Here is an 18,940-nt window from a genome sequence, read left to right as displayed (position 1 = left end):
ACTGACCACGTAAAACAACAAACGGATGCCTAGGCATCCGTTTTTATTTATTCAGAACCTAGCTTAAAACAGCGGTGCGTAGGAGGCAACAATCAAGTAACCAATAGCCGCGCCAGCCAGCACATCGCTAGGATAATGCAACCCCAGTACCACGCGCGACATCCCCACCAATACGACAAACGGATACACGATAGGAAACAATTGTGGGTAATAATGCACGGCGACCATACCGAAGGCCACCGCATGCAGGGTGTGACCAGAGGGAAAACTAAAGTAATCCAGCGGCGTGCCACTTAACAACACATCCTGGCGAACCTGGAACGGTCTTGGGCGGCTGGTGCGATGTTTGAGCCATTTATAGGCCAAAGTACCAGTGAGTCCTGCTGTCAACATATGCAGACAGACGTAGAGTCCGTGCTGGCCTTGAGTCACTGCGATGACCAGCATCAGCAGGTACCAGAACATGCCATCACCCATGCGTGAAATGGCGCGGAACACGTTGCGAATGAGACGATATTGCCCGGTATGGCTGACTTTGACACACAACCGGCTGTCTACCGACTGCACCCATCCCAGGGTTTGTTGTAGTTTCAGCATCTCAAGTCCTTTCCGGGGCTCACCCCCGACTATGCTCTTGGGTAAGCATAGTCTGACTGCGATGCTTGAAACTATCGTGAAGAATTGATGAAATTAATGTGACGTGCGATTACTTCCACAGCACGCGGTAGATAAACCCAGGGAAAGATAGCACCAGGAATACGCACAGCGTCACGCTGTAAAACTCCCAGCCTTGTGGCCAGACCTGCCCCATGACAAAACGCTCAACCAGGTAGGCAATGACCAGCGTAATGAAATAGGCAGGTAACAGCACGGCAAAGCGCTGCCACAATTGGGTAATCGTCCCTGCCAGGCCCAGCCATTTATCTGAGACCCAGCCCAGGTTGGCCATAAACAGCATGAGCAGTAAAAAAATAAGTTTTGCGGCCATGATTATTGCAGACTAATTAACAAGCTGTGACCACAGACACCCAGCAACACTTCCGGGAACAAGCCCAGCCCCAGCAAAGCCAGTGAATGCACACTGAGAATAAAGCGCATATCAACTGGGGCTGTCAGTGGTGTGTGGTCTTCAGGCGCATCAAAGTACATTTTGCGCACGATATTGAGGTAGTAAAACGCACCGATGGTTGCCATCAATACGGCCAGCACCACTTGCCAGGTAAACCCTGCCTGCCACGCAGCCTGCAGCACGGTAAACTTGGCATAAAAACCAACGGTAGGCGGAATACCTGCCATGCTAAACATGATGATCAGCATGAGGAAAGCAAACCATGGATGGCGCTGATTGAGGCCTTTGAGGTCATTGATTTCTTCGGCCTCAAAACCTTGACGGCTCAACAAAAGAATAATGCCAAAACCTGCGATCGACATCAGTACATACGTGCTGATGTAAAAGAAGCTAGAGGCAAAGCCGTTGGCATTGGCGCTCATCATGCCGAACATGATGAAACCAACATGCGATATGGTGGAGTATGCCAGCATACGCTTGAGGTTGGTTTGTACAATCGCGCTGAAGTTACCAATGATGATAGACAACACCGCCATCAGCACCAGCATGTCCTGCCAGTCCAACGCCAGCGGGTGCAGGCCTTGTACCAGCAAGCGTACAGTCATGGCATAAGCCGCCAGCTTGGGCACTGAACCAATCAGCAAGGTCATCGGTGTCGGTGAACCTTGATACACATCCGGCACCCACATCTGGAATGGCACCGCACCAAACTTAAAAGCTAGCCCTGCCACCACAAACACCAGACCCAGGATCAGCACCGGACTTTTTGGTTGCTGTGCAATGCTATTAGCAATATCACTCACATCCAGGCTGCCGGTCATGCCATACAGCATGCTCATGCCATACAGCAACATACCAGACGCCAATGCACCCAGTACAAAGTACTTCATGGCAGACTCAGACGCTCTAGGATTATCACGGTCAAACGCCACCAATGAATACAGGCACAGGGATAACAACTCCAGGCCGATGTAGATTGTCAGCATATTATGGCCGGACACCATAATCATCATGCCCAACAGGCCGAACAACACCATGGCATAAAATTCACCACGATACAGGTTGCGGTCTTGCAGGTATTTGCGGGTATAAACCAGAATCAGCGACGTGCCTAGATACATCATGAGTTTGATGACATCAGACAAGGTGTCGTCGATAAACATGTGCGAGAAGGCAAAGCCAACGGCAGGCGTATGTGTTTTAAAGGTAAAGAACGCTGCAGCAAACAGGGTGAACTGGCTCAGGCCATAAATCATGAAACGATTTTGTGGCAGGATGAACAAGTCCAGCAACAAAATAAACATGGCCATGCCCAACACCACCAGTTCCGGCAACAGGGCGAGCAAATCGAATTGCATATTATCCATTTTCTAAAATCCTGCCTTAATAGCCTGTGACGGGCAATTTGGAAATCGCCATGTGTTTCAGGAACTCTGCACTGGTGGCCTGCATCACTTCAGTCAGTGGTTGCGGATAGACACCGAAACCAATCACCAGCAAGGCCAAAATACCCAAAATCAGGAACTCGCGCTTGTTGAGGTCGCTCAGTTCAGCCACGTGGTGGTTGGTCACGTTGCCAAAGAACACGCGCTTGGTCATCCACAAGGTATACGCCGCGCCAAAAATCAAGGTCGTGGCCGCGAAAAAGGCTACCCAGAAGTTAAACTTGACCGCTGCCAGAATCACCATAAATTCGCCAACGAAACCCGAGGTGCCTGGCAAGCCGCTGTTCGCCATGGCAAACAGCACCGCAAAGGCAGCGAACACCGGCATTTTATTGACCACACCACCATAAGCCGAGATTTCGCGGCTATGCACGCGGTCATACAGCACGCCTACACTGAGGAACATGGCCGAGGAAATAAAGCCATGCGAAATCATCTGCACTACGGCGCCCTCAAGGGCTAACTGGCTGAACATAAAGAAGCCCAGGGTGACAAAGCCCATGTGTGAGATAGATGAATAAGCAATCAGCTTCTTCATGTCTTTTTGTACCAGGGCGACCAGCGCAATATAGACCACAGCGATTAGTGACAGCACGATCATGGCGGTACTGAAATAATGCGCCGCATCCGGTGCAATCGGCATGGCAAAACGCAGGAAGCTATAGCCACCGAGTTTCAGCGCAATCGCCGCCAACACCACAGAACCACCGGTTGGCGCTTCCACGTGAGCATCTGGCAACCAGGTATGCACCGGCCACATCGGAATTTTCACCGCAAATGCCATAAAGAAGGCAATGAAGATATAAATCTGTGCCTGCATGCTGAGTGGCAACAAGTAGTAGTCGGCCAGCTCAAAACTACCGGTTTGGTGGTAGAGGTAGATGAACGCCACCAGCATCAGCAATGAGCCGAGCAAGGTATACAGGAAAAACTTAATCGTTGCGTAAACGCGATTTGGACCGCCCCAGATACCAATGACCAGGAACATCGGGATCAGCATCGCTTCCCAGAATACATAGTAAAGAATGGCATCCAGCGCAGTGAACACACCAATCATGATACCGCTCATGATGAGGAAAGCCGCCATATACTGGGCAATGTGCTTGGTAATCACTTCCCAACCCGCCAGCACCACAATGACGGTGGTAAAGCTGGTCAGCAACACCAGTGGCATGGAGAAACCATCCACTCCTAGGTGGTAATGCATATTAAATGCAGGCACCCAGGGCAACAGCTCTTCAAACTGGAAGAAACCATCCTGCACATCAAACAAGGTGTACAGCGGCAGCGTCACCAGGAAACTGACCAGGCTGCCCGCCAATGCCAGCCAGCGTGTCAATGTGGCCTTATGGTCACCCCCCAGCAGCAATACCAGCACGCCGGAGAGCACCGGTAGCCAGATGGCCAGACTTAACCAGGAAATACTTGTGAGGTCGGCTTGCATCATTAGTTTATTTTGATAAAGAAAGTCATGAGAAGGAATACGCCGATAATCATGGCAAAGGCGTAGTGATAGATTAAACCGGATTGCAGGTTGCGCATTTTGGCTGCGATCTTACCCATAGTGTTGGCGGTGCCATTGACCATGGCGCCATCAATCAGCGTGATATCGCCAAACTTCCACAACAGGCTACCCAGGCAACGTGAGCCACCAGCAAAGAACTTCTCGTTAAAGCTGTCAAAGCCGTATTTGTTTTCCAGGATATTGTGAATCACGATAAAACGCGCCTTGATGGCTGCCGGAATATCCGGGCGCTTCATATAGAAGAACCATGACAGCAACACACCTGAGGCCGCCAGGAAGAATGGCAGGCTGGTAAAGCCGTGAATCGCCATACCCGCCGGGCTATGCATGAATTCGTGGTAATGGTGTGCCAGATGCTCCATCGCCGGATGTGCTTCAGGATTGACGAAAATGACATTCTTGAAGAAATCGCCATACAACATCGGTTCCAGCGCAATATAGCCAATCACCAGTGATGGAATCGCCAGCAATACCAATGGCAAGGTCACCACCCAACCCGGCTCATGCGGGTTATCGTTTGGTCCCAGGCCATGGTGATGCTCTTCATCGTGTGCATGGTCGTCATCGTGATGGGCGTCAGCATGTGCATCGCTATGGGCGGCATGCGCGTGGTCGTCATGTTTGGCATGGCGCCATTTCTCTTCACCATGGAACACCAGGAAATACAGGCGGAAAGAATAGAAGGCAGTGACAAAGACACCAACGATCACAGCAAAGTAGGCAAAGCCGCTACCAGGAATATGGGACAATTCTACCGCTTCGATAATACTGTCTTTAGAGTAGAAACCAGCAAAGAATGGCGTGCCGATCAAGGCCAATGAACCGATCAATGAGGTAATCCAGGTAATCGGCAGGTATTTTTTCAGGTTACCCATATTGCGGATATCCTGATCGTGGTGCATGCCCATAATCACTGAACCGGCACCGAGGAATAACAGCGCTTTGAAGAACGCATGCGTCATCAGGTGGAAAATGGCCACTGAATAGGCAGACGCACCCAGTGCGACTGTCATATAGCCGAGTTGTGACAAGGTAGAGTAAGCCACCACACGTTTGATATCGTTCTGGATAATGCCGAGGAAGCCCATAAACAATGCAGTAATCGCACCGATCACCATCACAGTGGACAAAGCAGTCGTCGACAACTCATATAGCGGCGACATACGGGCCACCATAAAGATACCAGCTGTTACCATGGTCGCCGCGTGAATCAAGGCTGAAATCGGTGTTGGGCCTTCCATTGAATCTGGCAACCACACGTGCAAAGGCACTTGTGCGGATTTACCCATGGCACCAACAAACAGCAACAGGCAAGTCACGGTCATCAATGACCAGTTGCAGCTACCCAACAAATTGATCTGTGTCTCCGCCAGGCCAGGTGCACGCTGGAACACAGTCGCGTAATCCAGGCTGCCAAAATAATACAGCACCATACCGATACCCAACAAGAAACCAAAGTCCCCTACCCGGTTGACCAGGAACGCTTTCAGGTTGGCGTAAATCGCGGTTGGACGCGTAAACCAGAAACCAATCAGCAAGTATGACACCAGACCTACCGCCTCCCAGCCAAAGAACAACTGCATAAAGTTGTTGCTCATGACCAGCATCAGCATGGAGAAGGTAAACAATGAAATATAGCTAAAGAAGCGGCTATAGCCTGGGTCTTCTGCCATATAGCCTATGGTGTAGATATGCACCATGAGCGAGACAAAGGTCACCACAACCATCATCATCGCGCTCAGGTTGTCGATGAGAAAGCCCACCTCGAAATGCACGTCACCTGAATCCAACCAGGTATAAATTGCTTCATTCAAGGTAAAACCGCTCAGGGTCTGGTTAAAAATATAGGCAGACAACACAAACGCAGCACCGACACCCGCAATGGTCAGCACATGGCCGGCCCAGCGCGGCAGGAAGTTGCGGAAAATACCGACGATGGCGGCGGCCAATAATGGCAGCACCGGAATCAACATCAAGATTTGTTTTATTGTCATTATGCTTAACCTTTTAACTGATCGAGATCGTCGACATTGATGGTGCGCAAGTTACGGAACAACACCACCAGAATCGCGAGGCCAATCGCAGACTCTGCAGCGGCCACGGTCAGGATAAAGAACACAAACACCTGGCCAGCGATATCGTTCAGGTAATGTGAAAAGGCGATAAAGTTGAGATTCACAGCCAGCAGCATCAATTCGATGGCCATCAGCAAAATAATTACGTTTTTGCGGTTGAGGAAAATCCCAATCACACTGATGGCAAACATCAGTGCGCCCAAAATCAGGTAATGTGACAAACCGACCATGATTACTTTTTCTCCTCTGTCGGCTCTGCCGGGGCTTCTTCTACTTCGGCAGGCATAGACACAATGCGCAGACGGTCGTTGCGCTTCACTTTGACCTGCTCGGCCGGGTTCATGGACTTGTTATCTTTGCGTTCACGCAAGGTGAGCACAATGGCTGCAATCATCGCTACCAGCAACACCACGGCAGCCAGCTCAAATGGCAGCAGATAATCGGTATACAACACCTTACCCAAGGCAGCGGTATTGCTGTAATTGGCGGGTAGCTCTACGGCCTCACTTGGATGCAGGTTTTTCTCCGCCAGCACCATGGTCATCTCGACCACCATGAGCACGCCGATCAGGCCCGCCATGGGCAGATACTCCCAGAACCCTTCGCGCAATTTGTCGAGGTTGATATCCAGCATCATCACCACAAACAGGAACAACACCATGACGGCGCCAACATAGACCAGAATCAGGGCAATGGCCAGGAACTCAGCTTCTAGCAGCAGCCAGATACCGGCTGCCGTAAAAAAAGCCAACACCAGGAACAGCGCCGCATGCACCGGGTTGCGTGTAGTAATCACACGGATACCCGAGAACAGCAAAATGGCTGACAGTACGTAAAAAACAATATCGGTAAATAACATGATTATCCTGTCTGCGCTTATCGATAGACTTTATCCTGGGCACGGTCTTCTGCAATCTGTGCCTCGTACTTATCGCCCACTTCCAGCAGCATTTGCTTGGTGTAAATCAGGTCACCGCGCTGCTCGCCGTGGTAGTCAAAAATCCGCGTTTCCACAATGCTGTCTACCGGGCAGGACTCTTCACAAAAGCCACAGAAAATACACTTGGTCAGGTCAATATCGTAGCGTGTGGTCCGACGGGTGCCATCTTCACGCTGGTCAGACTCAATCGTAATTGCCATTGCCGGGCAAACGGCTTCGCACAATTTACAGGCAATGCAGCGTTCTTCGCCATTCGGGTAGCGACGCAATGCGTGCAGGCCACGAAAACGGTTCGATTGCGGCGTCCGCTCTTCCGGATACTGAATCGTGATTTTCTTGGCAAAGAAATAGCGTCCGGTCAGGGCCATGCCTTTCAGCATTTCCACTAACATCAAACTGCCTAATGTATTTTTAATCGAATTCAACATGGTAAGGTTTCCAAAATCCCTGTTTGTGCATCGCCCGGTTTAGTGGAACAAATAAGCCCATTGCGTCTGCATCATCGCCCCAACCACAACAATCCAGACCAGTGTGATGGGAATAAATACTTTCCAGCCCAGACGCATGATCTGGTCATAGCGATAGCGCGGAAAGGTCGCGCGGAACCATAAAAACAGGAACAGCAGGAAAGCAACTTTTGCCAGCAACCACAAAATGCTGTCTGGCAGGAAAGGCACTGGTGACAACCAACCACCAAGGAACATCAGCGCCGCCAGCATGGAAACCAGCATCATGTTGGCGTATTCCGCCAGGAAGAAGACGGCAAACGCCATGCCGGAATACTCGACGTGGAAACCAGCCACAATCTCCGATTCACCTTCGGCGACGTCAAACGGCGCACGGTTGGTTTCGGCCACGGCACTAATGAAATACACCACAAACAGCGGGAACAGTGGCAAGAAATACCAGTGCCAGAAACCGCCCTCCTGGCCCATTACGATATTGCCCAGATTCAAGGAGTTGGCACACATCAGTACGCCCACCAGGGTGAAACCCATGGCAATCTCGTAAGACACAATTTGAGCCGCTGAACGCAACGCACCTAAGAAAGCATATTTTGAGTTGGAGGCCCAACCCGCAATAATCACGCCATATACCGCGACTGAAGTCATGGCCAGGATATACAACAGGCCAGCATCCACATTGGCTAACACCAAGGTTGCATCAAACGGGATCACAGCCCATGCCGCAAACGCAGGTGCAATTGCCAACACCGGCCCAATAAAAAACAGCGCTTTGTTAGAGGCGGTTGGCAGGATAATTTCTTTAAAAAGCAGTTTTAAACCATCCGCCAATGGTTGCAACAGGCCAAAATAACCCACACGGTTAGGGCCGATACGTACCTGCATAAAACCAATCACTTTACGCTCTGCCAGGGTCAGGTAAGCCACGCCGATCATCAGCGGCAATACAATGGCCACGATTTTGATCAGCGTCCACACTACCAGTTGCACGTCTGCCCAGTAGGATCCAAATAATTCAGCAAAGAATTGCATGTTATGCCATCTCGGTCAGTTGTTTTTCGTAAAGCGCCACTTGATCAGCCGTGGCTTTAGCAATGGTGATGTCGCCCATGAGGTCACCCAGACCCGCGGTTAACGGATGGGCCGCGGCGACACGCACGCAGCCTTTGGCCACATGGTTATCTACACGCACCTTGAGTACTGCACTGCCCTTGTCCTGTCTGGCAACCACAATATCGCCATCCTGCAAGCCCAGCTCAGCCAACTGCTCAGCACGCATGCGCGCCATCGGGCGAATGTTGTATTTGGTCTTTTGCAACGGGGCAGAACGACGTACGATCGGGTCAAATTCGTATTGCGGCACTTCACCGATCCGTTGTAGGCCGTCTTTTTTGATATTGACTTGAATCTCTACCAACTCTTTCAAGTTGTTGTTCAGGCTACGCCAAACCACGGCAGAAGGTTTTTCACCATTGAAAATAGCGTTTTTGACTTCTTCTGAGCTGTTGTAGTCAAAGCCAGGCAAACCCAGGGTATTGGCTAATACACGCAGGACTTTCCAGCCAGGGCGGGTTTCACCCAGTGGGCGAGTCACGGCCTGGAAGCTTTGTACGCGGCCCTCCATACTCATAAACGTACCAGAGGTTTCAGTGAACGGTGCAATCGGCAACAAAATGTCAGCGTTATCCAGCGCAGCAGATTTATAAGCCGTGAGTGCAATCACGCACTCGGCTTTCGCCATTGCCTCACTCGCCAACGCCGCATGCTGGCAATCCAGCTCAGGCTCGATATTCAGCAGCAGGTAGGCCTTGCGTGGCACTTCAATCATGGCACGCGCATGCATACCGGTAGCGGAGGGCATTACGCCCATCATATGCATACCAGTACTGTTGGCCGCTGGTGGCAAAATGCCGCCTTTGGCGCCTGTGATACCACCGATGGCTTCAGCCATGCTGTACATCTCGGTAAAACGGGGATCACTCAAGGCCATATTGCCGAGGAAAATACCGACTTTAGGCGCGATCAGGATCAGCTCTTCACTGATACCAGCCAGGCATTCGGCAATTTTTTGTGTGTTTGGACGAACCTGGATTTCTTCCAGCAATGTATTCAGAGTCGGTGGCAAGCACAGTGACAGCTTTTGCAAGCCGGACATGGCTTTCAGAATCTGGCCCAGAACATTCACCATATCGTTAGGACGCACAATGACCTTATGCGCGATATCCATCAATGGGTCGTTATCCAGCGGGCTGACAATGCACAGCTCAGCACCATTCGCCACCGCCTTGCGGATACGCTGTGCCAGCAATGGATGCTCGTTGCGCAGGTTCGAACCAATCAGCAGGATACGATCCAGCTCTTCGATTTCCTGGATATTGCAGCCCATCCATGGCGTGCCTGTCCGTTTACCATCCAGGCGAAAATCGGTCTGACGCAGGCGGTAATCAACGTTGCCACTGCCCAATCCCTCAGCCAGTTGCTTGATGAGGTAACCCTCTTCCATCGTACTGTTTGGTGAAACCAATACACCCAGCGCATCGCCGCCGTATTCCTTGGTGATATCTTTGAGTTGCCCTGCAGCAAACTCCAGTGCGGTTTTCCAGTCAGTTTCCTGCCACTGGCCGTTGTGCTTGATCATCGGCACTTTAAGACGGTCAGGACTGTTCAAGCCTTCGTAAGAGAAACGGTCGCGGTCAGATAACCAGCATTCGTTAATCGACTCTTTTTCACGCGGCAACACACGCATGACCTTGTTGTCTTTAACATGCACTTCGATATGTGAACCCAAGCCATCATGCGGGGCAATCGAAGGTCTGCGTACCAGCTCCCAGCTACGGGCAGAATAACGGAACGGTTTGCTGGTCAATGCGCCCACCGGGCACAAATCGATAATGTTACCGCTGAGCTCTGAATTCACAGACTGGTCAACATAAGCGGTAATTTCAGCATGCTCGCCACGGTTTACCAGACCTAATTCTTGCATGCCACCAACCTCTTTGAGGAAGCGCACACAGCGTGTACATTGAATACAACGTGTCATATCGGTGCTCACTAGCGGACCGATATTTTTATTGAACACCACACGTTTTTCTTCGGTATAGCGAGAGCCAGAGGCACCGTAAGCCACGGCAATATCCTGCAAATCACACTCACCACCCTGATCGCAAATCGGGCAATCCAGCGGATGGTTAATCAGCAAAAATTCCATCACGCTTTGCTGTGCTTCCACCGCCGATTTACTGCGGGTATAAATCTTCATGCCATCGGCCACCGGCGTTGCACAGGCTGGCAGTGGCTTGTTGAATTTTTCTACCTGCACCAGGCACATACGGCAGTTGGCAGCCACGGACAATTTTTTGTGGTAACAAAAGCGCGGGATGGCGATGCCTGCCGTATCCGCAGCATCAATAATGGTGCTGCCGTGTTCGACTTCTAGTGGTTTGCCGTCAATTTCGATGTTTAGCATGTGATTACCGTTAAGCTTGATAGCGTTTATTTACCATCGACCATGGACTTGCCATGCTGGATGTAATATTCAAATTCGGGACGGAAGTGCTTGATAAAGCTCAATACAGGCGTCGCTGCCGCATCACCCAGTGCACAAATGGTGCGGCCAGAAATGTTATTGCTTAAATCTGTCAGCAGGTCCAGATCTTCCATTTTGCCTTTGCCGTCTACGATGCGCTCAATAATGCGGTAAACCCAACCCGTGCCTTCACGGCATGGCGTACATTGGCCACAGCTTTCTTCATAAAAAAAGTAGCTCAGACGCTTGAGCGTTTTCACCATGCAGGTCGTTTCGTCCATCACAATCATGGAGCCCGCGCCCAGGCTGGAACCTGCTTTGCTCAGGCCATCATAATCCATGGTGGCATTTTCAATGGCGCTGGCTGGCATCACCGCAGTGGACGGGCCGCCTGGAATCACGGCCTTTAACTTACGACCTTTCCAGATACCACCCGCCATATCGAGCAAGTCTTTAAAAGGCGTGCCCATTTTGATTTCATAGTTGCCCGGCTTTTCAACATGGCCAGACACCGAGAACAATTTACTACCGCCGGAGTTAGGCACACCGAGATCAGCAAAGGCTTGGCCGCCATGCTGCATAATCCAGGGGATAGACGCATAGCTTTCGGTGTTATTGACGTTGGTTGGTTTGCCAAACACACCATAACTGGCCGGGAATGGGGGCTTGAAGCGTGGCTGGCCTTTTTTGCCTTCGATCGACTCAATCAGTGCCGTTTCTTCACCGCAGATATAAGCGCCATAGCCATGCACGGCATATAGATCAAAGCTGAACTCGGAGCCAAACAGGTTTTCACCCAGATAACCAGCTTCACGTGCTTCGGCCAGCGCCGCTTCAAAAATCTCGTAGTCTTGCCAGATTTCACCGTGAATGTAGTTATAACCGACGCGTGCACCTAAGGTATAGGCGGCAATGGCCATGCCTTCAATCAGTTGGTGCGGGTTATAGCGGATAATATCGCGGTCTTTAAAGGTGCCTGGCTCGCCTTCATCGGTATTACACACCAGGTATTTGGTGCCGTCGTAATAACGCGGCATAAAGCTCCACTTGAGGCCTGTGGGGAAACCTGCACCACCGCGACCACGTAAATTGGAGACTTTGACCTGGCTGATAATCTCAGGCGCTTTGACTTTTTCAGCCACCAGACGCTTGAGCTGCACATAGCCGCCCAGTTTTTCATAAGTTGCCAGTGAGGCTGGATTGTCTTCTGCCAGCGTACGCAAGGTCACCAGGGTCTGACCCGCCAACTCGGTTTTGACCACAGGTTTAGTGCTCACTGTCGCGTTTGAAGTCTTTGCCATGTCAGTTCCTTAGCCCTTGTTCAACTCGTTAATGAGGGCATCCACTTTTTCAGTGGTCAAGAATTCGTGCATCTCGCTGTTATTCACATGCAATAACGGTGCACCGCCACAACAGCCCATGCATTCGCCTTCTTTGAGGCAGAACTTGCCGTCTGGTGTGACTTCGTTAAAACCAACACCCAGTTTATGCTGCAAGTGTTCCACGATCTCGTCCGAGCCGCGCAGCATGCAGGAAATATTGGTACAGATTGTAATCTTATGCTGGCCGACTGGCTCCAGGTCATACATATTGTAGAAAGTCGCCACTTCCAGCGCAGCGATTTCCGGAATACGCAAATACTTGGCGACTTCGGAAATACTTTCCTTAGACAACCAGCCGCGTTCCATTTGTACAATCCGCAAGGCCGACATCACGGCCGCCTGACGTCTGTCTTTTGGATATTTCGACAGTTCGTATTCAATCTTTTCAATAGATTCTGCACTGAGCATGCTTGTACCTTGTCTTTTCGATCCGTGCTATCTCTTCGTTCCGTTGATGCGTTCGGCTTATCTGTCGATCTCGCCGAACACAATATCCTGTGTCCCAATAATCGCCACCAGGTCAGCAATCATGTGACCACGTGTCATTTCATCCAATGCGGCCAAATGCGGGAAACCCGGCGCACGGATTTTCAAACGGTATGGCTTATTGGCGCCATCCGAGACCATATAGATACCAAACTCGCCTTTGGGGTGTTCTACTGCCGCATAGGCCTCACCTGCTGGCACGTGGAAGCCTTCGGTGAACAACTTGAAGTGGTGAATCAAGTCTTCCATATTGGTTTTCATGCCTTCGCGGTTTGGCGGCGCAATCTTGTTATCATCAGTGATGACTGCGCCTGGATTCTTGCGCAGCCAGTCTATACATTGCCTGATGATACGGTTGGACTGGCGCATTTCTTCTACGCGCACCAGGTAACGGTCATAACAGTCACCGTTCACACCAATCGGGATATCAAAGTCCATTTTGTCATAGACTTCATACGGCTGCTTCTTGCGCAAATCCCAAGCAATCCCGGAGCCGCGCAACATGGCGCCAGTCAAACCGAGTGCCAGCGCACGCTCAGGCGTGACCACACCAATACCCACCGTACGCTGCTTCCAGATACGGTTATCCGTCAACAAGGTTTCATATTCATCGACATAGGTCGGAAAACGGTTGGTAAAGTCTTCAATGAAGTCCAGCATGGAACCCTGGCGGTTTTCATTGAGTTTTTTGATTTCGTCTGCGCTGCGGAATTTGGTAGTTTCGTGCTGCGGCATTTTTTCCGGCAGGTCACGATAAACACCGCCTGGACGATAATACGCTGCATGCATACGCGCGCCAGACACGGCCTCATAGACATCAAACAAATCTTCACGTTCGCGGAATGCGTACAGGAATACCGTCATGGCACCAACGTCCAGCGCATGTGCACCTAGCCACAACAAGTGGTTGAGGATACGGGTAATTTCGTCGAACATGACGCGGATATACTGTGCACGCACAGGCACGTCTATGCCCAGCATTTTTTCAATCGCCATCACATAAGCATGCTCGTTGGCCATCATGGACACATAATCCAGGCGATCCATATAAGGCACGCTTTGCAGATAAGTACGGTTTTCGGCCAGCTTTTCTGTGCCGCGATGCAACAATCCAATATGCGGGTCAGCACGCTGAATCACTTCACCATCCAGCTCCAGCACCAGGCGCAACACTCCGTGCGCCGCAGGGTGCTGCGGGCCAAAGTTCATCGTATAGTTTTTAATTTCAGCCATGATGCGCCCCTTCGTCACGAATCACGCGCGGCACATTGTTCCGTTGATCAATAGACACTGGCTGATAAATCACACGCTGCTGCACCGGGTCATAACGCATTTCAACATTACCAATCATGGGGAAATCTTTGCGGAAAGGATGGCCAACAAAGCCATAGTCTGTCAGCAAGCGGCGTAAATCAGGGTGGTTTTCAAACATGATGCCATAGAGGTCAAATGCTTCACGCTCAAACCAGTTCGCTACTGGCCAGATATCGACCAAGGTTGGGAATACTGGAAAATCATCATCTGCGGCAAACGCGCGGATACGTACTCGCTGGTTCAGGCTCACAGACAGCAAATGCAACACGACAGCATAGCGCTGACCTTCCCAGCGACCATCCCCGTAATCGGAATAATCGACGCCACACAAATCAATCAACTGTTCAAACTTAAGCTCGGCATGTGTTTTGAGTTTTTCTGCGACAGCTAGCAGGTGTTTCACATGCACTTCTACTGTGATCTCACCCAGCTTCTGCTCTAGCCTGACCACACCATCACCCAAGGCCAACTTGAGCTGTGCGGACAAATGTTCGAGTTTTGCGGACATAGTTTAATTTCTTGGGCTTAATGTTTTTTGATCTGGATGGCTTAAGAATCAGGTTCTGGCGATGGTATTGGTGCGCTTGATTTTCTTTTGCAGCTGAATAATGCCGTACAGCAAGGCTTCAGCGGTTGGCGGGCAACCAGGCACATAGACATCTACTGGTACGATGCGGTCACAGCCACGCACCACCGCATAAGAATAATGATAATAGCCGCCGCCGTTGGCACAGCTGCCCATGGAAATCACCCAGCGCGGCTCAGCCATCTGGTCATACACTTTACGCAAAGCCGGCGCCATTTTATTCACCAGCGTGCCGGCCACAATCATCACATCTGACTGACGCGGACTAGGACGGAACACAATACCAAAGCGGTCCAGATCGTAACGCGAGGCACCAGCGTGCATCATTTCCACCGCACAACAGGCCAGACCGAATGTCATCGGCCACAAGGAACCCGTCCGCGTGTAGTTAATCACTGTGTCTAGCGTGGTAGTGACAAACCCTTTTTCCAATACGCCTTCAATGCTCATTTTGCATTAATCCCATTCAAGGGCGCCCTTCATCCATTCAAAGATGAAGCCGACCACCAATACAAACAAAAAGACCATCATTGCCCAGAAGCCAGCGGATCCAATTTCCTGAATCACCACCGCCCACGGGAAAAGAAATGCAATTTCGAGATCAAACAGAATAAACAGAATGGCGACCAGATAGTAGCGCACATCGAATTTCATGCGGGCATCTTCAAACGCTTCAAAGCCGCACTCATAAGGAGAGTTTTTTTCCGCATCAGGTTTGTGCGGAGAGAGAATTTTACCTGCAATCAGCGGCCCCAAGCCTACGCCCAGGCCGACCAGGATAAACATCAGAATTGGGAAATAGTTTTCTAACACTGATTTGCCTTAATCGATCATGTTAACAAGTTATTTCAATGCATCCTGCCCAACAGCACATTGAAATACTCCCAAATAACCAATTCCCATCCAGCCACGTCGCAAAACAACATGGGACTGGTGCCGTCGGCGAGACTCGAACTCGCACGACTTTCGTCACTACCCCCTCAAGATAGCGTGTCTACCAATTCCACCACGACGGCTAAGTATTAATTAGGAATATCTTTGGGTGTATTTTCAACTGGCTTAGCAGCTTCATCTGCCTCACCTTTGGCCGGAGCCTGTTGTGTCAACGCAGATTTAACCACGCTGCCAGAACCCGCTTTATGGCTGGACATAAATGCCAGCGTCAAGCTAGTTGCAAAAAACACTGTAATAAAAATCGATGTCAGCTTGCTGAGCAAGTTAGAAGAGCCGGACACCCCGAACAAACTGCCGGAGGCACCACTTCCAAAGGCGGCACCCATATCGGCGCCCTTGCCATGCTGTAATAAGACCAAGCCAATCACGGCAGCGGCTGCCAACACATGAATGACGAGAATGACATTTTCCATATTTCTTTAATCCATTGATTGAATAACGATTAAGCTTTTGGCATCTTCGCTATCTAGATGACGCTATTTTCAGGAACGGCCTGACATATTTTTATAAATTGCTCCACATCTAGCGAGCAACGACCGACCAGCGCGCCGTCTATTTCCTTCTGATTTAATAATTGTACCGCATTTTGTGGGTTTACGCTGCCCCCGTAGAGGATTTTTAAGCTATCCGCCGCGGTTTTATCTGCGGCGGCGACGGTGTCACGAATAAACTGGTGCATGGCCACGGCTTGCTCAGCTGAAGCTGCCAGGCCGGTACCGATGGCCCATATCGGCTCATAAGACACTATGGTATGCGCAAACGCTTCACCACCAAACAGGCGGATAATAGTCTCAAGCTGCTTACCAACCACACGCTCCATCACGCCTGCTTCACGCTCCAGCAAGGTTTCACCGACACACAAAATCGGCGTCAAGCCATGGCGCTTGGCCATCATGAATTTTTCGGCAATGTTTTCATCCGATTCGCAATAGGCAGTACTACGCTCTGAATGGCCGATGATCACATGACGCGCACCAAAATCGCGCAACATTTCGGCACTCACTTCGCCGGTGTATGCACCCTCTTCATACTTGGCAATATTTTGCGCCCCCCAGGCCACAGATGTGCCGGTCAACAAGGATTGCATTTGTGCCAGATAAGGGTAAGGCACACACACCACCACATCGGTTTGCGGCAAGGATTGCAAGCCTTGCAGATAGCCATCAAGCAGCACCTGGTTGCGGGCAAGGCTGCCATGCATTTTCCAGTTGGCAACAACAACTTTGTGTGGGGATAAGGGGGTGATCTCAGGGCAGGACATGCAGAAATTAACTCACAATGTGCGGAGCATTAGCTCGATTGAATTCGCGTTGCGCGAATTTTACGCCCGCACACTGTGAGCGGCAAGCACAACAGGGCATATCGCAACGAATCAGTGGCATTCGCGCGACACCCCCATTGATTAAGCGGTCAAAAATGGATAATCGGTATAACCATGTTCGGTACCACCATAGAAGGTGGCCGAGTCTGCAGCGTTGAGTGGTGCATTGTTGGCAAAGCGCGCCACCAGGTCAGGGTTGGCAATAAACGGTACGCCGTAAGCCACCGCATCGGCATGGCCGCTGGCAATCGCCGCGTCACCGCGCGCCTTGTCATAACTGAGGTTGGCAATATAGCCGTTGTTAAACAACTGACGGAACGCCGCAAAATCAAACGGCTCGGACTCGCCACCGCCATGAATGCCACCTTCCACCGCATGCAGGTAAGCCAGATTGAATTGATTCAATGCCTGCGCTACATAATTAAACGTCTGCTGCGGCTGACTGTCTCGCATGTCATTGAATGGATTCACTGGGGATAAACGCACACCCACCCTGTCAGCACCTATGGTATCCACCACGGCCTGCACCACTTCGATCAACAAGCGCGTACGGTTTTCAAGTGAGCCGCCATATTGGTCCTGGCGCTGATTCGTACCGTCGCGCAAAAACTGGTCTAGTAGATAACCATTAGCCGCATGCACTTCTACGCCATCAAACCCGGCGGCGATCGCGCAGCGAGTGGCATGCACATAATCCTGCACAATCGCTGGCAATTCTGAAACATCCAACGCCCGTGGCGTGACGTAATCTTGCAAGCCCTGATAAGTAAACGCCTGACCAGCAGGCTTCAAGGCCGAAGGCGCGACAGGCGTCGCCTGGTTAGGCAACAGGCTAGGATGCGAAATACGGCCTACATGCCATAACTGAATCACAATTTTGCCGCCCTTAGCATGCACGGCATCAGTGATTTTCTTCCAGCCAGCCACTTGCGCATCGGTATAAATGCCTGGCAATGCCGGATAACCATGCGCCATGGGTGAAATCGGCGTGGCTTCGGTAATAATCAATCCGGCTGTTGCACGCTGTTCGTAGTAAGTCACATTCATTGCCTGCGGCACACCGCCCTCGCCCGCACGATTACGTGTTAACGGCGCCATGACCACACGGTTTTGCAGGGCAATACCGCCTAGCTTGACTGGGGAAAACAAATCCAATGCCATACTCATCTCCATCATCTATTTAAATTGAGCGCGAAAACAGCTGTGCGGACCTGGGCATTTCCGCCCAGATCCGCACAGCAATGACCATCTAAAATGGCAACAATTATTTGGCCTTGACACCTTCAATGAGCAAGGTGATTTCAATATCATCCCCCACAGGCGAGTTCGCACCTGCTGCCCAACCAAAACCATAATCTGAAGCCTTGATGGTCAAATGACCTTCAAAACCAGCACGTTGGCCGCCCCATGGGTCTGCGCCATAACCCAGCACTTTCACCGGGATATCAACCATCTTGGTCACGCCATGCATGGTCAATTTGCCTTGCATCACAGCTTGCGTCTGGCTGCTAGCGGTAAACTTGGTGCTTTCAAACAGAATTTGCGTGTATTTGCCCACATCCAGGTATTTATCCGCCTTGATATGTTCATCACGTTTGCCAAAACCGGTATTCACGCTGCTGACATTAATCGCCGCACGTACAGTCGCCATATTCAGGTTGGTGGGATCCAGTGTTACCACGCCAGTCACATCGTTAAACGTCCCAGTGGTTTTGGACACCACATGACGGATGCTGAAATTGGCAAAGCTATGGGTCGCATCAATATTGTAGGTATCGGTGGCTGCCCAGGCCTGTGAAGCTGTTAACAAAGCCAGCGCAAGAATCATTTTTTTCACTTATTGTCTCCTTAGT

General features: G+C 50.8%; 20 protein-coding genes and 1 tRNA gene. All 21 read right to left on the bottom strand.

What is annotated here, in order from left to right; translation table 11 throughout:
* Positions 1–63: 63 nt before the first annotated feature.
* Positions 64–597 (bottom strand): phosphatase PAP2 family protein, encoded by a 534-nt coding sequence (locus tag ACIDE9_RS01590; protein WP_194740857.1) that lies wholly within the window; start codon positions 595–597, stop codon positions 64–66.
* Positions 598–706: 109 nt separating this feature from the next.
* Positions 707–988: a DUF2818 family protein gene (locus tag ACIDE9_RS01585; protein WP_194753187.1), complete on the bottom strand. Its 282-nt coding sequence runs from the start codon at positions 986–988 to the stop codon at positions 707–709.
* 2 nt (positions 989–990) lie between these two features.
* A complete protein-coding gene (gene nuoN, locus ACIDE9_RS01580; protein WP_194753186.1) occupies positions 991–2,436 on the bottom strand; it encodes an NADH-quinone oxidoreductase subunit NuoN in 1,446 nt (481 codons plus the stop codon).
* A 16-nt stretch (positions 2,437–2,452) separates the two neighbouring features.
* A complete protein-coding gene (locus ACIDE9_RS01575) occupies positions 2,453–3,961 on the bottom strand; it encodes an NADH-quinone oxidoreductase subunit M (RefSeq protein WP_194753185.1) in 1,509 nt (502 codons plus the stop codon).
* Complete coding sequence (nuoL, locus tag ACIDE9_RS01570; protein ID WP_411992188.1) at positions 3,961–6,033, bottom strand: NADH-quinone oxidoreductase subunit L; 2,073 nt, start codon at positions 6,031–6,033, stop codon at positions 3,961–3,963. Before nuoL ends, ACIDE9_RS01575 begins: the two co-directional genes overlap by 1 nt.
* 5 nt (positions 6,034–6,038) lie before the next feature.
* Positions 6,039–6,344, bottom strand: a complete 306-nt coding sequence (nuoK, locus tag ACIDE9_RS01565) for an NADH-quinone oxidoreductase subunit NuoK (protein WP_019881823.1) — start codon at positions 6,342–6,344, stop codon at positions 6,039–6,041.
* Between the two features lie 2 nt (positions 6,345–6,346).
* Positions 6,347–6,973 carry an NADH-quinone oxidoreductase subunit J gene (locus ACIDE9_RS01560; protein WP_411992186.1) on the bottom strand — a complete coding sequence of 209 codons (627 nt, stop codon included), beginning with the start codon at positions 6,971–6,973 and terminating at the stop codon, positions 6,347–6,349.
* Between the two features lie 17 nt (positions 6,974–6,990).
* Complete coding sequence (nuoI, locus tag ACIDE9_RS01555; protein ID WP_194753182.1) at positions 6,991–7,482, bottom strand: NADH-quinone oxidoreductase subunit NuoI; 492 nt, start codon at positions 7,480–7,482, stop codon at positions 6,991–6,993.
* Positions 7,483–7,521: 39 nt separating this feature from the next.
* On the bottom strand, positions 7,522–8,550 hold the full coding sequence (gene nuoH, locus ACIDE9_RS01550; RefSeq protein WP_194740850.1) for an NADH-quinone oxidoreductase subunit NuoH: 1,029 nt from the start codon (positions 8,548–8,550) through the stop codon (positions 7,522–7,524).
* A 1-nt stretch (position 8,551) separates the two neighbouring features.
* Positions 8,552–10,984 (bottom strand): NADH-quinone oxidoreductase subunit NuoG, encoded by a 2,433-nt coding sequence (nuoG, locus tag ACIDE9_RS01545; RefSeq protein WP_411992185.1) that lies wholly within the window; start codon positions 10,982–10,984, stop codon positions 8,552–8,554.
* A gap of 26 nt (positions 10,985–11,010) precedes the next feature.
* Entirely contained in the window at positions 11,011–12,345 is a 1,335-nt protein-coding gene (nuoF, locus tag ACIDE9_RS01540; RefSeq protein ID WP_194753180.1) for an NADH-quinone oxidoreductase subunit NuoF, read from the bottom strand.
* 9 nt (positions 12,346–12,354) lie between these two features.
* Complete coding sequence (nuoE, locus tag ACIDE9_RS01535; protein ID WP_194753179.1) at positions 12,355–12,834, bottom strand: NADH-quinone oxidoreductase subunit NuoE; 480 nt, start codon at positions 12,832–12,834, stop codon at positions 12,355–12,357.
* A gap of 57 nt (positions 12,835–12,891) precedes the next feature.
* Entirely contained in the window at positions 12,892–14,145 is a 1,254-nt protein-coding gene (locus ACIDE9_RS01530; RefSeq protein ID WP_411992182.1) for an NADH-quinone oxidoreductase subunit D, read from the bottom strand.
* Positions 14,138–14,734 (bottom strand): NADH-quinone oxidoreductase subunit C, encoded by a 597-nt coding sequence (locus tag ACIDE9_RS01525; RefSeq protein WP_194740846.1) that lies wholly within the window; start codon positions 14,732–14,734, stop codon positions 14,138–14,140. The genes ACIDE9_RS01530 and ACIDE9_RS01525 overlap by 8 nt, the downstream gene beginning before the upstream one ends.
* Before the next feature lie 48 nt (positions 14,735–14,782).
* On the bottom strand, positions 14,783–15,262 hold the full coding sequence (locus tag ACIDE9_RS01520) for a NuoB/complex I 20 kDa subunit family protein (RefSeq protein WP_018985714.1): 480 nt from the start codon (positions 15,260–15,262) through the stop codon (positions 14,783–14,785).
* A gap of 6 nt (positions 15,263–15,268) precedes the next feature.
* On the bottom strand, positions 15,269–15,598 hold the full coding sequence (locus ACIDE9_RS01515) for an NADH-quinone oxidoreductase subunit A (protein ID WP_019881811.1): 330 nt from the start codon (positions 15,596–15,598) through the stop codon (positions 15,269–15,271).
* A 145-nt stretch (positions 15,599–15,743) separates the two neighbouring features.
* A tRNA-Leu gene (locus ACIDE9_RS01510) sits at positions 15,744–15,828 on the bottom strand.
* A gap of 6 nt (positions 15,829–15,834) precedes the next feature.
* Positions 15,835–16,179, bottom strand: coding sequence for a preprotein translocase subunit SecG (gene secG, locus ACIDE9_RS01505; RefSeq protein WP_411992179.1), 345 nt, complete (start codon positions 16,177–16,179; stop codon positions 15,835–15,837).
* Between the two features lie 53 nt (positions 16,180–16,232).
* Entirely contained in the window at positions 16,233–17,027 is a 795-nt protein-coding gene (tpiA, locus tag ACIDE9_RS01500) for a triose-phosphate isomerase (RefSeq protein WP_411992177.1), read from the bottom strand.
* 141 nt (positions 17,028–17,168) lie between these two features.
* A complete protein-coding gene (locus ACIDE9_RS01495; RefSeq protein WP_411992175.1) occupies positions 17,169–18,248 on the bottom strand; it encodes an alkene reductase in 1,080 nt (359 codons plus the stop codon).
* Positions 18,249–18,351: 103 nt separating this feature from the next.
* A complete protein-coding gene (locus ACIDE9_RS01490; protein WP_411992173.1) occupies positions 18,352–18,924 on the bottom strand; it encodes a YceI family protein in 573 nt (190 codons plus the stop codon).
* Positions 18,925–18,940 lie beyond the last annotated feature (16 nt).

Source organism: Methylophilus sp. 'Pure River', from assembly GCF_046765995.1.
Taxonomy (GTDB): domain Bacteria; phylum Pseudomonadota; class Gammaproteobacteria; order Burkholderiales; family Methylophilaceae; genus Methylophilus.
This window is presented reverse-complemented; position numbering and strand designations above follow the sequence as displayed.

Excerpts from the sequence above, each read along its gene's own strand:
- ACIDE9_RS01590 (WP_194740857.1), bottom strand. The coding sequence starts at position 597 with ATGCTGAAACTACAACAAACCCTGGGATGGGTGCAGTCGGTAGACAGC.
- ACIDE9_RS01585 (WP_194753187.1), bottom strand. The coding sequence starts at position 988 with ATGGCCGCAAAACTTATTTTTTTACTGCTCATGCTGTTTATGGCCAAC.
- nuoN (WP_194753186.1), bottom strand. The coding sequence starts at position 2,436 with ATGGATAATATGCAATTCGATTTGCTCGCCCTGTTGCCGGAACTGGTG.
- ACIDE9_RS01575 (WP_194753185.1), bottom strand. The coding sequence starts at position 3,961 with ATGATGCAAGCCGACCTCACAAGTATTTCCTGGTTAAGTCTGGCCATC.
- nuoL (WP_411992188.1), bottom strand. The coding sequence starts at position 6,033 with ATGACAATAAAACAAATCTTGATGTTGATTCCGGTGCTGCCATTATTG.
- nuoK (WP_019881823.1), bottom strand. The coding sequence starts at position 6,344 with ATGGTCGGTTTGTCACATTACCTGATTTTGGGCGCACTGATGTTTGCC.
- ACIDE9_RS01560 (WP_411992186.1), bottom strand. The coding sequence starts at position 6,973 with ATGTTATTTACCGATATTGTTTTTTACGTACTGTCAGCCATTTTGCTG.
- nuoI (WP_194753182.1), bottom strand. The coding sequence starts at position 7,482 with ATGTTGAATTCGATTAAAAATACATTAGGCAGTTTGATGTTAGTGGAA.
- nuoH (WP_194740850.1), bottom strand. The coding sequence starts at position 8,550 with ATGCAATTCTTTGCTGAATTATTTGGATCCTACTGGGCAGACGTGCAA.
- nuoG (WP_411992185.1), bottom strand. The coding sequence starts at position 10,984 with ATGCTAAACATCGAAATTGACGGCAAACCACTAGAAGTCGAACACGGC.
- nuoF (WP_194753180.1), bottom strand. The coding sequence starts at position 12,345 with ATGGCAAAGACTTCAAACGCGACAGTGAGCACTAAACCTGTGGTCAAA.
- nuoE (WP_194753179.1), bottom strand. The coding sequence starts at position 12,834 with ATGCTCAGTGCAGAATCTATTGAAAAGATTGAATACGAACTGTCGAAA.
- ACIDE9_RS01530 (WP_411992182.1), bottom strand. The coding sequence starts at position 14,145 with ATGGCTGAAATTAAAAACTATACGATGAACTTTGGCCCGCAGCACCCT.
- ACIDE9_RS01525 (WP_194740846.1), bottom strand. The coding sequence starts at position 14,734 with ATGTCCGCAAAACTCGAACATTTGTCCGCACAGCTCAAGTTGGCCTTG.
- ACIDE9_RS01520 (WP_018985714.1), bottom strand. The coding sequence starts at position 15,262 with ATGAGCATTGAAGGCGTATTGGAAAAAGGGTTTGTCACTACCACGCTA.
- ACIDE9_RS01515 (WP_019881811.1), bottom strand. The coding sequence starts at position 15,598 with ATGTTTATCCTGGTCGGCCTGGGCGTAGGCTTGGGGCCGCTGATTGCA.
- secG (WP_411992179.1), bottom strand. The coding sequence starts at position 16,179 with ATGGAAAATGTCATTCTCGTCATTCATGTGTTGGCAGCCGCTGCCGTG.
- tpiA (WP_411992177.1), bottom strand. The coding sequence starts at position 17,027 with ATGTCCTGCCCTGAGATCACCCCCTTATCCCCACACAAAGTTGTTGTT.
- ACIDE9_RS01495 (WP_411992175.1), bottom strand. The coding sequence starts at position 18,248 with ATGGCATTGGATTTGTTTTCCCCAGTCAAGCTAGGCGGTATTGCCCTG.